The sequence below is a fragment of the Duffyella gerundensis genome, assembly GCF_001517405.1.
Lineage (GTDB): Bacteria > Pseudomonadota > Gammaproteobacteria > Enterobacterales > Enterobacteriaceae > Duffyella > Duffyella gerundensis.
Window position 1 is genome coordinate 71585 of sequence record NZ_LN907828.1, and the last position, 15107, is coordinate 86691.

13 protein-coding genes are annotated in these 15107 nt (G+C 58.1%); 5 read left to right on the forward strand and 8 right to left on the reverse strand.

Annotated elements, in window-relative coordinates; all coding sequences use genetic code 11:
• Nucleotides 1–4 precede the first annotated feature (4 nt).
• Together EM595_RS17550 and EM595_RS17555 are read right to left on the reverse strand one after the other, a co-directional pair.
• Nucleotides 5–1132: an ABC transporter substrate-binding protein gene (locus tag EM595_RS17550; RefSeq protein WP_067435782.1), complete on the reverse strand. Its 1128-nt coding sequence runs from the start codon at nt 1130–1132 to the stop codon at nt 5–7.
• Complete coding sequence (locus EM595_RS17555; RefSeq protein WP_067435785.1) at nt 1119–3239, reverse strand: TonB-dependent siderophore receptor; 2121 nt, start codon at nt 3237–3239, stop codon at nt 1119–1121. Before EM595_RS17555 ends, EM595_RS17550 begins: the two co-directional genes overlap by 14 nt.
• 416 nt (nt 3240–3655) lie before the next feature.
• Between EM595_RS17555 and EM595_RS17560 the strand changes: the two genes are divergently transcribed.
• A complete protein-coding gene (locus EM595_RS17560) occupies nt 3656–4546 on the forward strand; it encodes a MurR/RpiR family transcriptional regulator (RefSeq protein ID WP_067435787.1) in 891 nt (296 codons plus the stop codon).
• A 6-nt stretch (nt 4547–4552) separates the two neighbouring features.
• Here EM595_RS17560 and EM595_RS17565 read toward each other — a convergent pair whose 3' ends face one another.
• From EM595_RS17565 to EM595_RS17575, 3 genes are all read right to left on the reverse strand, one after another.
• Nucleotides 4553–5344 carry an ABC transporter ATP-binding protein gene (locus tag EM595_RS17565; protein ID WP_067435802.1) on the reverse strand — a complete coding sequence of 264 codons (792 nt, stop codon included), beginning with the start codon at nt 5342–5344 and terminating at the stop codon, nt 4553–4555.
• A complete protein-coding gene (locus EM595_RS17570) occupies nt 5341–6411 on the reverse strand; it encodes a FecCD family ABC transporter permease (RefSeq protein ID WP_419190157.1) in 1071 nt (356 codons plus the stop codon). Before EM595_RS17570 ends, EM595_RS17565 begins: the two co-directional genes overlap by 4 nt.
• 72 nt (nt 6412–6483) lie before the next feature.
• Entirely contained in the window at nt 6484–7389 is a 906-nt protein-coding gene (locus EM595_RS17575) for a LysR substrate-binding domain-containing protein (protein ID WP_067435807.1), read from the reverse strand.
• A gap of 104 nt (nt 7390–7493) precedes the next feature.
• Here EM595_RS17575 and budA point away from each other — a divergent pair, with 104 nt between their 5' ends.
• From budA to EM595_RS17590, 3 genes are read left to right on the forward strand one after another with little or no spacing between them, the layout of a single operon-like run.
• A complete protein-coding gene (budA, locus tag EM595_RS17580; protein ID WP_067435811.1) occupies nt 7494–8276 on the forward strand; it encodes an acetolactate decarboxylase in 783 nt (260 codons plus the stop codon).
• A gap of 15 nt (nt 8277–8291) precedes the next feature.
• A complete protein-coding gene (alsS, locus tag EM595_RS17585) occupies nt 8292–9968 on the forward strand; it encodes an acetolactate synthase AlsS (RefSeq protein ID WP_067435815.1) in 1677 nt (558 codons plus the stop codon).
• Nucleotides 9969–9988: 20 nt separating this feature from the next.
• The gene (locus EM595_RS17590; protein WP_067435817.1) at nt 9989–10762 is read left to right on the forward strand and encodes a (S)-acetoin forming diacetyl reductase; all 774 of its coding nucleotides are present in this window, start codon (nt 9989–9991) and stop codon (nt 10760–10762) included.
• Nucleotides 10763–10781: 19 nt separating this feature from the next.
• Here the strand turns inward: EM595_RS17590 and EM595_RS17595 are convergent, their stop codons facing one another.
• Both EM595_RS17595 and EM595_RS17600 read right to left on the reverse strand, forming a co-directional pair.
• Nucleotides 10782–11096, reverse strand: coding sequence for an ArsR/SmtB family transcription factor (locus EM595_RS17595; RefSeq protein ID WP_067435820.1), 315 nt, complete (start codon nt 11094–11096; stop codon nt 10782–10784).
• 17 nt (nt 11097–11113) lie between these two features.
• The gene (locus tag EM595_RS17600; protein ID WP_067435823.1) at nt 11114–12238 is read right to left on the reverse strand and encodes an alkene reductase; all 1125 of its coding nucleotides are present in this window, start codon (nt 12236–12238) and stop codon (nt 11114–11116) included.
• A 293-nt stretch (nt 12239–12531) separates the two neighbouring features.
• On the opposite strand from EM595_RS17600, the gene EM595_RS17605 reads away from it, so the two are divergent.
• Complete coding sequence (locus EM595_RS17605) at nt 12532–13746, forward strand: diguanylate phosphodiesterase (RefSeq protein ID WP_067435826.1); 1215 nt, start codon at nt 12532–12534, stop codon at nt 13744–13746.
• A 32-nt stretch (nt 13747–13778) separates the two neighbouring features.
• On the opposite strand, the gene EM595_RS17610 is transcribed toward EM595_RS17605, so the two are convergent.
• Nucleotides 13779–14945 carry an alpha/beta hydrolase-fold protein gene (locus EM595_RS17610; protein ID WP_067435830.1) on the reverse strand — a complete coding sequence of 389 codons (1167 nt, stop codon included), beginning with the start codon at nt 14943–14945 and terminating at the stop codon, nt 13779–13781.
• Nucleotides 14946–15107: the final 162 nt, after the last annotated feature.

Genomic DNA, 15107 nt, shown 5'->3' on the forward strand with positions numbered 1-15107 from the left:
AACGTCACTTAGTCGGCGCAATAAACCAGGTGCCGGAATAGGGGATTGGCAGATAATCGCTGAAGATCTGCTGGAGGGTCTGTTGCGGGTCGACATCCTGAAACAGATCGGGATAGAGCGTTTTGGCGAAGAACTCAGTGGCGGCGACGTGCCACGGGCTGAGATAAAAGTTATGCCACAGCGCCGCGGCCTGATGGTTCTGCACTGCACGCAGCGCTTTCAGGCCATTTTGCTGCCCAATCAATGTATCCAGGCTGGCGCGAGCCTGCTCAGCGGAGACCGCCGGACCCAGGCGGAGTGCGCCTTCAGCATCGGGGCCGCCGGTGCCGGTGGCAAAATAGAGATCCGGCTGCGCTGTAATTACCGCTTCCTCGTTAAGACGACCAAACACGCCAGACACCGCGCCTGCGGCAATATTGTCGCCACCCGCAAACTGCAACAGCTCGCCAAGGCTGCCGTTAACCGCCGTCACGCAACATTCGTTGCGCCGTCCCAGATGCAGATGTAACAGCACGCGCGGCTTGCGTCCGTGATAATCGGCCAGCCGCTGCTGAATACGCTGCATGTGCTGGTGATAAAAGGCGTTAAATCGGGCGGCGCGTGCGGGTTGGCCAAGCACTTCGCCAAACAGCGCCACGCTCGCTTCGGTATTTTTCAGCATGTGCACCCGCAGATCCACGGTGATCACTGGAATATGTGCCGCCTTGAGCATGATCATTAGCTGCTGACCGGCATCGCCTTTGCGCGCCAGCTGCGGCAGGATCACCAGATCGGGCTTCAGCGCCAGCACCCGCTCCGGGTTCATATCGTTCATGCCGTCGAGGCCCAGCGCGGGAATCTGTAACATCGCCGGAAAACGCTGCGCAAAGCTGTCCCAGGTTTGCCGATCGTACTTTTTCAGATCCTGCGGCCAGCCAACAATGCGCTGAAACGGATTGCCAGGCTCCAGCATCGCCAGCGTATAAAGCATGCGGCTCTCCCCCAGCACGATGCGCTGCGGATGATCGGGCACCTCAACGCGCTGACCATCAATATCGGTGACCGTGCGCGCCAGCACCGTCAGGCTGATCAACAGCAGGCCCAGCAGGGCCGCCGTGAAGGTGCGCCACAGGGCGCGCTTAGAATTCAACACGGGCTTGTACCATCAGGTTGCGGGTTTCGCCCTCACGCACGCGCAGATTGCCACCGCTGGAGGTGTAATAGTGCTTATCGAACAGGTTGTTAACGTTCAAACGCAGCTGAGTTTTTTCGCCAAACAGGCGGTTGTTCCAGGCGATAAAGGCGTCGGCCACCGCATAATCGGGCAGGGTAAAGCTGTTATCGGGATCGCCCGCGCGCGTGCCGATATAGCGTGCGCCGCCGCCCACACGCCAGTCACCGGGCACGCTACGGATAGTGAGGTTATGGCTCAGGTAAAGGGCGCCCGAATGGGTCGGCGCATTTTGCAGACGATTGCCGTTGTTGGCGGCATTCACGCCGTCGTCAACGATCTCCGCCTTGTCATAACTGTAGCTGGCGCTGAGATCCCAGTCCGGCAGGATTTCGCCGTTCAGCTCAAACTCTGCGCCGGTGGAGCGCGCCTTATCGATGGCGCGGGTGGTGCCGTTGATGCTCAGCGACATATCCTTTTCATCGATGCGATAGAGCGCAACCGAGGCGAACAGCTGTGGCGAGAGTTGCCACTTGCTGCCCACTTCCCAGGTGGTGCCCTGTTCGGGCTTTCCGACGTTGCCATCATCATCCACGTCGGTGGAGGGCGTAAACGAACGGCTGACGCTGCCGTATAGTGAAACGTCCGGCGTAAGCTTGTAGATCAAACCCGCCTGCGGCAGGAACTTATTGCCTTCGTCATCCAGCGTCTGCACCACCGGATCAAAGCCACGCGAGGCGCGCTGCTCATAGTGCTGATAACGGCCGCCCAGCACCGCAATCCACGCTGGCGTCAGGGTGATGCTGTCTTTAGCGTAGAGTGAACGGCTGTGAATGCGATTAAGATTGTTAGCGTTGACGCGGTTTTCGCTGCTGTCGTCCACGATCGGTGAGCTGATCGTGTACTCAGGATCGAACAGGTTGAAGTTGCTGGTCGCCTTGCCCTGATACTGATGCGCCCGGTAGGTTTGATTCATCTCATAATCGGTGCCGAACACCAGATCGTGTTTCATGCCCAGCAGCTCCGGGCTGCCGATCAGATCCCAGGAGACGTAACGGGTTTTGTGGTTAAAGCCGCGATTGGCATCGGCGCGCCGCGTGACCTTGCCGCTGCTGGTGTTCACCGCAGTGACGCGCACTTCGTTGTTGTCGTAGCGGCGCTGGTTCCAGCCGAGGCTGACGCGCGTGCTCCAGCTGTCGTTGAACTGCCAGTCATAATGCGCATTCAGCGATTTGTTATGGCCCCAGGCGTGATTGGCGGTGTCGTCGAGCCGATCCTTGTAGCCAATATCAACCGGCTTGCCGTTGATAAACGCCGTACCGCGATCGTAAGGAATGTCGTAGCGATAATCTTCGTAACTGACTAAAAAGCTCGCCTGCTCACCAAACCACTGCAACGATGGCGCGATCAGCGTGTGTTCATCGCTGCCGAAGTTGCGCCAGTAATCCTGATTTTGCTTCTCCGCCACCAGTCGCACGGCGAAACCGTTGCCCAGCGGCCCGGTCACATCCAGCGTCCCTGCGCCTCCGCCTTCGCTGGCGTACCGGCCGCTGACCGCACTGTGCCATTCGTACTGCGGTTTTTTGCTTACCACGTTGATGACGCCGCCAGGATTCTGAATGCCGTAGAGCAATGATGCCGATCCCTTCAGCACCTCGACCCGCTCGGTGGCGGCGTTGAGATTCAGCCCCTGGCTGCTGCGAATGCCGTCGCGATAGATCGAGCCATCGGCATTGGCTCCGAAGCCGCGGCGCACAAAACCATCTTCGGTTCCGCCCAGCGTGTTCGCCTCCGAAACGCCGCTGACGAAGCGCATCGCATCGCTGAGACGGGTAGCCTGATAATCATCCAGCTGCTGCTGCGTCACCACGCTGACCGAATTGGCCTCATCAACGCGGCGAGTTGGCGTCTTGCCCGCCACCGACGCGGTGGTTGCGCCGTAGCTTTCTTCAGCGCGCGGCGCGGCGGATACCACCAGAGTATCGGCTCTATCCGCCGCCGCGCCGTTGCCGGAGATGCCCAGCGTCGCGCCACACAACGAAAGTAACAGCGTGCGCTGTTTTGCAGCAGAGAGTGAAGGTTTGTTCATGATGTTTACTGACCCTGAATGTCGCCAATGGCGTAACGCCGGAGAGCAAAGCAATAATCGCGGATACCTGTGCGGCACCCGTCATGTAATTGAGAATCATTCAAACATTAAAGGATGTAGCAGTACATCTTTATTTCGGCCTGTTTACTACAGAATGACGCTGCGCTGAACTGACGGGGGATTCCAAAGATTTGTTACTTTATCTCTGTTAAATAACGGTTTTTTAATTAGTCTCTGCTAACACCTGATTTCATTAAGGGTAATAAGCACTTCGCGGAAAAGCCGCAGTGCGTTCAGTCACTACAGAAACGGCGCGTCAAACACCGCTTGCAATAGACGATTGCAATTATTAGCTTACCGGACGCAACAGGCGCAGGCGCCTGCCTCACACACTGAATGCTAACCCGGAGCAGATGATGGCCGCCGATAATAGCCTCAAAAATCGTACCGACCTGCTGGGCGAACGTTTCCGCCTGCGTGAGGCGCAGCTCTCGCCGCGTCTGCAGGCGGTGGCGCGTTACATCAATACGCATCGCGAGAGCGTGCTCGACAGTACGGCAATTGAGATCGCACGGGCGACCAACACCTCTGATGCCACGGTAATCCGTGCGGTGCAGGCGTTGGGGTTTGATGGCCTGCGCGAGCTGAAGCAGACACTGCAAGCCTGGTTCGGCCCGGCGATGAACTCAGCGGAGAAGATGAGCACCACGGTCAGTGAACTGACCAGCGACGTCAATGCGGGCATCGATTTTGTGTTGCAGGGTCATCAGCGCGCCTGCGAAGTGCTGGCGGCGGCGGCAAATCGTCAGGCGGTTACCGCGGCGGTGACGCAGCTCAGCGAGGCGCGGCAGGTGGCTATTTTTGGCATTAACGCCTCGGGTATTCTGGCGGATTACAGCACGCGGCTGTTCATTCGCATCGGCCTGCCGGCGGTGAGCCTGAATCGGTCGGGCGTGGCGCTGGCGGAGCAACTGCTGGCGTTGCAGCGCGGCGACGTGCTGATCATGATGGCGCAGAAATCGGCACACCGCGAAGGCACCACGGTGATCCGCGAAGCGAAACGACTTGGCGTACCCATTATTCTGCTCACCAGCGCCAGCGATTCATTTTTTGCCCGCGAGGCGGATGTGGTGATCAACGTGCCGCGCGGCGGTGAGAATGGCCGCATTCCGCTGCACGGCACGGTGCTGGTCTGTCTGGAGATGATCGTGCTGTCGGTGGCGACGGCGATGTCAACGCGCACCGTGAAAACCATGAAGCGCTTGCAGGATCTCTATCGCGGCCTGAAGCCCGCCAGCCGCAAATAGCGTCGTTTACCCCAGCCGCGCAGGCATTAGTCCGTCAATGATCACCTGCGGCGTGCCCTGTGAGCAGCGCTCAATACGGCCTTTAACGCCATACACGCTGGCCAGCGTCTCCGGCACGATAACCCGTTCCGGCGCGCCTTCGGCAATCAGCTTGCCCTGTTTCAGCATCAGCGCGTGATCGCCGTGGCGCAGGGCAATATTGATATCATGCACCACCACCACGGTGATCATATTGCGGGCGGCAGTTTCGCGACGAACCAGATCCATGACGTGAAACTGATAGTTGAGATCCAGCGCGCTCAGCGGTTCATCCAGTAGCAACAACTGTGGCCGCCGAATCAGTGACTGCGCGAGACCCACCAGCTGTTTTTGCCCGCCGGATAGCTCGTCGAGATAACGCATCGCCAGATGCGCAATGCCGAGTTGCTCCAGCAGCGCGAGCACCTCCTGCTGCGCCGCCGTGCTCAGCCTGCCGCCCGAGGCGCGCTGCGCCACGATAATCGATTCGAGTACGTGCAGATGCACGCCCGCAGGCAGCGACTGCGGCAGATAAACTACCCGTTCAGCACGTTGGGCAAACGGCTGTTTCATCAGGTCATTGCCGTTGAGCCAGACCTCACCGTGCCCTTTGCCAAGGCCAGCCAGCGCACGCAGCAGGGTCGATTTACCGCAGCCGTTTGGCCCGAGCAGCACGGTGATTTTACCCGGTGGCAGCGGCGATACCTGTAAATTTTCCAGCACCGGCTGCTTGCGATACCCGGCGCTGAAATCGCGCAGGCGTAATCCCTGTTCGCTCATACGTTCCCCCGGTGGCGCAAAATGATGCTGAGAAAGAACGGTACGCCAACCAGCGAGGTCACAATGCCCACCGGCACGATCACGCCCGGCACGATATTCTTCGAGACCACCGAGGCGATCGACAGCACCAGCGCGCCGATCAGCGCACTGGCAGGCAGATAAAACCGGTGATCCTCACCAAACATCAGGCGGGCGATGTGCGGCGCGACCAGGCCGATAAAGCCGATCGGTCCGACAAACGCCACCGCCAGCGCCGACAGAATGCTGATGCGCAGCAGGGTGGTCAGCCGCAGACGGCGCACGTCGATGCCAAAACTCACCGCCCGATCTTCCCCCAGCCTTAGTGCGGTCAGCTTCCAGCTGCTGCGCAGCGAGAAGGGTAGCAGCACCAGCAGCGCGGCGCTGAGCACGCCGAGCTTGTCCCAGGATGCGCGCGCCAGACTGCCCATGGTCCAGAACACCAGGCCCTGCAACGTATCCTCAGTGGCGATGAACTGCATCATCGACACCAGCGCGTTGAAGGTAAACACCAGCGCAATGCCAAACAGCACCACGCCGGATGAGGAAACCTGGGTCCAGCGGCTGATGCCGTCGAGCATCAGCGCGGCAAACAGGGCAAACACGAAGGCGTTGGCTGAGATAAACCACTGATCGGCGATGCCAGGAATACCGATACCGAGCACGATCGCCAGCGCCGCGCCAAATGCCGCCGCCGATGAGACGCCAAGAGTAAAGGGACTGGCCAGCGGGTTGTTAAGGATGGTCTGCATTTCAGCACCGGCGAGGCCAAGTGCGGCACCTACCACCATCGCCATCAGGGCATAGGGCAGACGAATATCCCAGACGATGATGCGCGTACCGGCATCCACGCTGGCCGGTTCGCGCAGCGCATGCCACAACGTCTCCAGCGACAGTCCGGCGGGACCGAGAGTGAAATCCAGCAGCAGCGAAGCGAAAATCGCCAGCAGCAGCACGCCAATCCACAGCAGGCGGCGGCGCAGCACCCGCTGATACTGGGCCATCGCGTCCGGCTGGGCCAGCGGCGAAGAGTCGGTTGTCATGATCAAATCCTGTGTGACCGGCAAAAAAGCGCAGCCACAATAGTGCAGGTGATAATAATTATCAATTCTGCGCCGGGGTCATGACGTGGATTTGCCCGTCTCTTGCTGTTCTGCCAGCAGCCCGATCAGGTGACGCACCGCTACCGACGGGTTATTACGCCGCCAAGCCAGCGCGACATCGGTAAACAGCGTGTTACCGCTAATGGGATGAAAGCGCACGTGGGGATGGCTGATACAGGTCATCGATTCGGGCACGATGGAAAAACCGCAGCCCGCGGCGACCATGCCGAGCGAAGAGGCGATTTGCGGCGACTGAAGCAGCGCATCGGGATGAAAACCGGCGCGCAGACAGCTGCTGATCACCAGCTCATAGAGGCTGGGCGCCACTTCACGCGGAAACATGATCATCTGCTCGCCGATCAGCTGGCTTAACGACAGCGACGGGCTGCCGCTGAGCGGGTGCGATGCCGACAGGGCAATCAGCATACGCTCGGTGGCGATCACCTTGAGGTTAAACGCCTTGCTGCTTTCGCACGGCAGACGAATAAACGCCGCATCCAGCAGCCCATCCTGCAAATCCTCCATCAGCGACGCCATGTTCTCTTCACGGGTCAGCAACTCCAGCGCCGGATAGCGCGCCCTCACATCACGCAGCAGCTGAAACACCGCCGGATGAAAGGCCACTGAACTGGCAAAACCCAGCGAGAGCTGGCCGCTGATGCCACGCGCAATGCCGCGCGCCTTCTCCAGCGCATGATCCGCCAGTGCGACAATCTGACAGGCATCCTGATAAAACGCGCTGCCCGCTTCGGTCAGCGCTACGCCGCGCGTCAGTCGTTTAAGCAACGGCGTACCTATCTCCCGCTCCAGCCGCAGGATCTGCTGGCTGAGCGGCGGCTGTGAAATGCCGAGCATTTCGGCGGCACGGGTAAAATTTTGCGTTTGCGCAACGGCAACGAAATAACGCAGATGGCGAAGTTCCATATCAAAAACGTCTCAAAGTGGTGGACTTTCGGTATTGGTATTCACCGCTGAACCGAGTCAACATTAAGTTAATCCAGCTTAACAGTTAATCGACGAGGTAACGTATGACCAATTCTGTAACCGATTGTTTATGCGAGGAACAACTTGTAAACACCGTCAGAGGCTTACAGCAGAACAAGCCAGAAAGTGTTATCTATCAAACCTCTCTGATGAGTGCCTTGCTCAGCGGCGTTTATGACGGTACCACCCGCGTGGCAGAGTTGCTGCAAAAAGGGGATTTTGGCCTCGGCACCTTCAATCAACTCGACGGTGAACTGATCGCGTTTGACAGCGAAGTTTATCAACTGCGCTCTGACGGCAGCGCCAGGGAAGCGGATCCTGAGCAAAAAACGCCGTTTGCGGTCATGACCTTTTTCAATCCGCAGTATGAACATCGCTTTGACCGCGCCGCCAGCCGCGACGAGGTGCATCAGGTGATTGATCAGCAGGTGCGCTCCGATAATCAGTTCTGCGCGCTGCGCATCAGCGGCCGCTTCTCCTCGGTGCAAACCCGCACCGTGCCCTGCCAGTTCCGGCCTTATCGCTCCATGCCTGAAGTGCTGGATAAACAGCCGGTGTTCCGCTTCAACGACTGTCAGGGCGAACTGATCGGCTTCCGTACGCCGCAGTATATGCAGGGCATTAACGTTGCCGGTTACCACGAACATTTTATTACCCGCGATCGCAAGGGCGGCGGCCATCTGCTCGATTATGTCCTGGAAGCGGGCGTGCTGACCTTTGGCGAGATCAGCAAATTAGTGATCGATCTGCCGCGCGATAACGATTTTCTGCGCGCCAACCTGAACCCTGACAATCTCGACGCGGCTATCCGCGCGGTTGAAAGCTAACCTGAGGCGAAAACCATGAAGAATCCTGAAAGCAAAATTTGGCAACACGGCGCCGATCTGGTGGTGGCACAGCTGGAAGCGCAGGGCGTTAAGCATGTGTTCGGCATTCCCGGTGCAAAAATCGATAAGGTGTTTGATTCGCTGCTCGATTCCACCATTCAAACCATTCCGGTGCGCCATGAAGCCAACGCCGCCTTTATGGCCGCGGCGGTGGGTCGCCTGACCAGTAACGCCGGTGTGGCGCTGGTTACCTCCGGTCCTGGCTGTTCCAACCTGATTACCGGCATGGCCACCGCTACCAGCGAAGGCGATCCGGTGGTGGCTATCGGCGGCGCGGTGAAGCGTGCCGACAGCGCCAAGCTGGTGCATCAGAGCATGGATACCGTCTCGATGTTCCGTCCGGTCACCAAATATGCGGTGGAAGTCACCGATTCGTCCGCACTGGCAGAAGCGGTTTCCAACGCCTTTCGCTATGCCGAGCAGGGTCGCGGCGGCAGCAGCTTTATCAGCCTGCCGCAGGATATTGTCGACCAGCCCGCCAGCGGCCAGCTGTTGAGCAGCAAGGCGCGGGTTCAGCTCGGCGCGGCGCCGGATGCCACTATCGATGCGGTAGCGCGCGAGATTGCGCAAGCGAAAAACCCGGTGTTTCTGCTCGGCCTGATGGCCAGCCAGCCGGAAAACAGCGAGGCGCTGCATCGCCTGCTGGCGCGCAGCCATATTCCGGTCACCAGCACCTATCAGGCAGCAGGCGCGGTACGTCAGGAGCACTTCTCCCGTTTTGCCGGTCGCGTTGGTCTGTTTAACAATCAGGCGGGCGATCGCCTGCTGCAACAGGCCGATCTGATCGTCACCATTGGCTACAGCCCGGTGGAATATGAACCGGCGATGTGGAACAGCGGCAACGCCACGCTGATTCACATTGATGTGATCCCGGCGGAAACCGACAACCGCTATCTGCCGGATGCCGAGCTGGTAGGTGATATCGCCGCCACGCTGGACAAGCTCGCTGCGCGCATTGAACAGCCTTTGCAGCTCAGCCAGGCCGCCGCCGCCGTGCTCGACGATCGTCAGCATCAGCGTGAGCTGCTGGCGCTACAGGGCAAAAACCTCAACCAGTTTGCCCTGCATCCGCTGCGTATTGTGCGGGCAATGCAGGACATCATTAACAGCGACGTCACGCTGACGGTGGATATGGGCAGTTTCCATATCTGGATCGCCCGTTATCTCTACAGCTTCCGTGCGCGTCAAATCATGATCTCCAACGGCCAGCAAACCATGGGTGTCGCGCTGCCATGGGCCATCGGTGCCTGGCTGGTCGATCCTGGCCGCAAAGTGGTGTCCGTCTCCGGCGACGGCGGCTTCCTGCAGTCGAGCATGGAGCTGGAAACCGCGGTGCGGCTCAAAGCCAACGTCCTGCACATCATCTGGGTGGATGAGGCCTACAACATGGTGGCGATGCAGGAAGAGAAAAAATATCAGCGCGTTTCCGGCGTGAAGTTTGGCCCGGTTGATTTCAAAGCCTATGCCGAAGCCTTTGGCGCCGCCGGTTTTGCCGTCAACAGCGCTGCCGAACTGGAACCGACTCTGCGTAAAGCGATGGATGTGCAGGGCCCGGCGGTAGTGGCGGTGCCGGTTGACTATGCCGACAACCATCTGCTGATGGGTCAGCTGCATCTGAATCAGATTCTGTGATCATTAAGAGGGAAGAGAACATGAAAACCAAAGTTGCACTTGTCACTGGCGCAGGCCAGGGAATTGGACGGGCGATTGCCCTGCGTCTGGCAAAGGATGGTTTTGCCGTGGCGGTCACCGATTACAACGCCACCACCGCAGAGCAGGTCGCGGCGGAAATCAACGGCGCCGGTGGCAAAGCGCTGGCGTTACAGCTTAACGTCGCCAGCCGTGAACAGGTGTTTGCCGCTGTAGAACAGACGCGCGAGAAACTGGGCGGCTTTGACGTGATCGTGAATAACGCGGGCATTGCGCCGTCAACACCTATCGACGAAATCACCGAAGAGGTTATCGATAATGTCTACAACATCAACGTGAAAGGGGTGATTTGGGGCATTCAGGCTGCGGTTAAGGCATTCAAAGCGCAGGGTCAGGGCGGTAAAATCATTAACGCCTGTTCGCAAGCGGGCCACGTCGGCAATCCAGAACTGGCGGTCTACAGCTCCAGTAAATTCGCGGTGCGCGGCTTAACCCAGACCGCCGCCCGGGATTTGGCACCGGCGGGCATCACTGTTAACGCTTACTGTCCAGGCATTGTAAAAACGCCGATGTGGGAAGAGATCGATCGGCAGATTTCCAGCGCCGCGGGCAAAGCGCCAGGCTACGGTACGCAAGAGTTCGCCAAACGCATCACGCTGGGACGGCTCTCCGAACCGGAAGACGTTGCCGCCTGCGTGGCCTATCTGGCCAGCCCCGATTCCGATTACATGACCGGCCAGTCGCTGCTGATCGATGGCGGCATGGTATTTAACTAAGCACAGGGTGGGCAGTGGATCACAGCTCCTGTAAACAGCGCGTCACGGAAGCCATGGTTTCCTGCATACGCGCTTCGCAGCGGCGATAGTAAGTCCACTTGCCCACTTTGCTCGCCTCAACCAGCCCGGCATCGTGCAGCGCCTTCAGGCAAAGCGAGGTGGCGGGCTGTGACAAGCCCGCCTTATCCTGAATCAGGCTGGCACACACGCCGTAAACGTCAAAATCGTACAGCTGGCTGTAGCCAGCGAACGACTCCGCCGGGTTTTTCAGCCACTTCAATACCGCCACGCGCGTTGGGTTTGCCAACAGCTTTATGGCATTTTCAGGTGTCATGCCGCCTCACAGACGTATCAGGATGAATAATAAGGGTAGTCAGTATATCCCTTATGGTTGCCGCCATACAGCGATGCGCTATCCGCCTCGTTCAGCGGATGTCCTGCTGCAATGCGTGCTGGCAGATCGGGGTTGGCAATAAAGCTGCGTCCAAAACCAAACAGATCGCCCCAGCCTTTTTCCAGCATCGTCTGCGCTTTCTGTGGCGTATAGCGACCGGCATACATGATGGTGGCGCTAAAGGTGCGGCGCAGATCGGCGCGGAAATCTTCCGGCATATCCGGGCTGTTATCCCAGTCCGCTTCAGCAATGGAAAGATAGCCGATACGCAGCGTATCCAGCAGTTTAGCGGCGGTGATGTAGGTGTGATGCGGATCGCTTTCTACCAGGCCAAGATAAACGCGCTCTTCATCGGTGCTGGTAAACAGCGGCGCAAAACGCACGCCGACGCGCTGGCTGCCAAACACCGCGCTGACCGCTTCAACGATCTCTTTCAGGAAACGCAGACGGTTTTCCAGCGAGCCGCCATATTCATCGGTGCGCAGGTTGGTGTGCTCAGAGATGAACTGATTGATCAGATAACCGTTGGCCGCGTGCAGCTCAACGCCGTCGAAGCCTGCCGCTTTGGCATTTTCTGCCGCGGTGCGATAAAGCTCAACAATCGCTTTCACTTCCTCCGTGCTCAGGGCGCGCGGCATCTCTGGCGCGGTCAGAATGCCTTCTGCCGGTCCGGTTTCGATAAACACGCGCACGCCGGTTGCCGCTACGGCAGAAGGTGCTACCGGCGGCTGGTTGTCGGGTTGCAGCGCGCTATGCGAGACGCGGCCTACGTGCCACAGCTGACAAAACAGCGTGCCGCCCGCCTGATGCACCGCGTCGGTGACGTTCTTCCAGCCCGCAATCTGTTCGGCGCTGTGAATGCCCGGTGTCCAGGCGTAGCCCTGACCGCGTGGCTCAATCTGCGTGCCTTCGGTGACCATAAAACCGGCGCTGGCGCGCTGGCGATAATATTCCACCATCAGATCGCCAGGTATGTTACCCGGCTGCTCACTGCGACAGCGGGTCAGCGGTGGCAGGGCGATTCGGTTGCGTAACGTCAGCTCGCCGAGCGCGAGAGGAGAGAACAGAGAAGGTGCAGACATAACCATTAATCCTTAGCAAAATGAGCGCGCATTATATTTATACATTTAAATATTTAAATGTGTATTTTGTGCGGTGCCTACATTATTGCCGATCTCTCGCGGCAATGACCGCCAATGAGATAAATAAAAAACGCGTCAGGCCGATAAGGGAATAACGGCGCGGTGCCTGCGCGTGGCATAGTGAGCGCATTAATGTAAAAGCGATGGCAAAAACTGACGCTCAACGGCTTAAACATTCAGTTTTCTGTAATAATTATCCTTAACGAATGGCTGTGCATTCACAGGAACCCTTGATGCTTTCGACAATAATTTACCGTAGCTGCCCGGAGCAGGGCATGGATGCCGACAGCCTGAACAAGATTGTGGCGCACTCCCGCCATAAAAACGAACGCGTCAGCGTCACCGGTATTCTGCTCTATGACGGCACGCATTTTTTCCAGGTGCTGGAAGGGCCGGTTGACGCGGTAAACCGGGTATTTGATCGCATCAGCGGTGATGCTCGTCATTACCAGATTGTTGAAATCATGCGTGATTATGCCCCGAGCCGCCGCTTCGGCAAGCTCGGCATGGAAACCGTCGATCTGCGCGATTATCCGCAAGAGAACCTGCTGCTGGCGCTGCTGCAAAAAAGCACCATCAATACGCAGTTTGGTTATGACGATCGGGTGCTGAAATTCATCAAGGCGTTTATTGCGGGTCGCTGGCGTCATACGCTGGTGCCACAACAACAGATCGTGGCAACCCGTTTTATTACCGAAGAGGTGACATTTAAGCTCGCCGACGACGCCTCGCATCAGCCCTGCCAGTTTGCCATGCAACCGATTATCGATGCGGTGGATAAACAGGTGGTGGCGCTGGAAGCGTTGATTCGCTCGCCGCAGGGCGGTTCGCCGGAAGCCTTCTTTGCCGCGCTCTCCGGTGAGCAGCTCTATACAACCGATCTGCAATCCAAGCGCTACGCCTTTGAACTGGCGAAGAAAATCGATTTGGGACGCACGTCGATTTCAGTGAATTTGCTGCCGATGTCGCTGATCACCGTGCCCAATGCGGTGGAATTTCTGCTGGATGAGATTGCGCGCTGTGGGCTGGTGCCGCAGCAGGTGATCATTGAGATCACCGAAAGCGAAATGATCTCCCGTTTCGACGAGTTTGAGATTGTGATCCGTCGGCTAAAATCCGCCGGGCTGGTGCTGGCGATTGACGACTTTGGTGCCGGTTATGCCGGGCTGTCACTGCTGGCGCGCTTTCAGCCCGATCGCATTAAAATCGATCGTGCCATCATCAGCAACGTGCATAAAAGTGAGGCGCGACAGGCGATAGTGCGGGCGATCATCGAATGCTGCTCGTCGCTGGAAATTGAGATCATTGCGGAAGGGGTGGAGCAGCCGGAAGAGTGGCACTGGCTTGATGCGGTGGGTATTCGCTACTTTCAGGGCTTTCTGTTTGCCAAACCGCAGCTCAACGGCGTAGGTAAAGTCACCTATCCGCTGGAAAGCTCAATGCAATAACGCCCCGCAGCGCGAGGCGTTTATCATGGTGCTTAACGGAACAGCTTCTGCACAAAATCGATGTAAGCCGGACGCCAGACGCCCATTTCGTGCCCCAACTGCGGATAGCTGTGCCAGTCGGTTTTCACCCCACCTTTGTCGAGCTGCGCTTTTAACACCTTCACGTCGTTACCGGTGGTGACATCTTTATCGCCGACCACCAGCGTAAACAGCTTCAGCTGCTGATTGATCGCCTCGGGGTTAGCCAGTCGGGCGGCCACCTGCGCGTCGGGCACCGTTGCTGTGGTAACACCGCTGAATACGCCCAGCCAGGCGAAGCGATCGAGGTGGCGCATGCCGCTAACCAGCGCCTGATAGCCACCCTGCGACAATCCCGCCAGCGCCTGACCTTCCGCATCGCTGCGCACGTTATAGCGCGCCGCGATCTTCGGCATGATCTCCTGAATTAACTCTTTATCCGCCGCATCGGCGTTGCGCGGATAAAACACCTTGCGGCGTTCGCCAGGGGCAAAATTCTCCGGAATCGCATCGGCAATATCGGTTTCGGTATCCGGGATCACCACCAGCATCGGGTTGATCTTCTTCTCGGCCAGCAGGTTATCCATGATTTGCGGCACGCGTCCCTGATTTATTGCCGACAGCGCGGTGTCGCCAAAGCCGTGATAGTAATAGAGCACCGGCAGCGGCGTACGGCTTTTTTCTGCGCCCGGCGGCACCCAAACCGCCAGCTGACGTTCGCGATTCAGCACCGCGGAGTGCCAGGTGAGCATATGAATTTCCCCGTGCGGCATGTTGCGCTCATCCAGCAGGCTGCCAGGCACCAGAATCAGGCTGGTATTGATCTGACGCTGTGGTTTAGCCTGCGCAGTGCCGGTATCCAGTGTACGGAAGCCATCGACGTTGAAAAAATATTCATAGAGATCGGGCGTCTGTGGCGTGCTGGTAAAATGCCAGATGCCCTGCGCATCTTTCTGCATGGGATGAGAGACGTAGCTGTCGGGCGTTGAGCCGGTTACCACCTCCACCGCCTTCGCCGACGGTGCCCAGAGCCGCCAGGTAATGGTGCGATCGCTGTTAACCTGCGAGATGTAATTTTTAGGTGCCAACGTTTCCGGCGGTTTGACCGGCAGAGGCAACGCCATAAGCGAACAGCTCCACAAGCTGGTGGCCACACAGAGCAGGCGATAACGCGTTTTCATCTTCTATCCTTCGCTGACAGTGAGAGCGGGTAGTGTGGCACAGGCAATAAAAAACGCCTTAATTCCAATATGATAATGTGCGCCAGCCAGGATTTTTTATGCATCAGCTCGCTTTTTTTCACTGAAATATTGCTCTGCTTTACCCGCGCACTACGCTTAGCA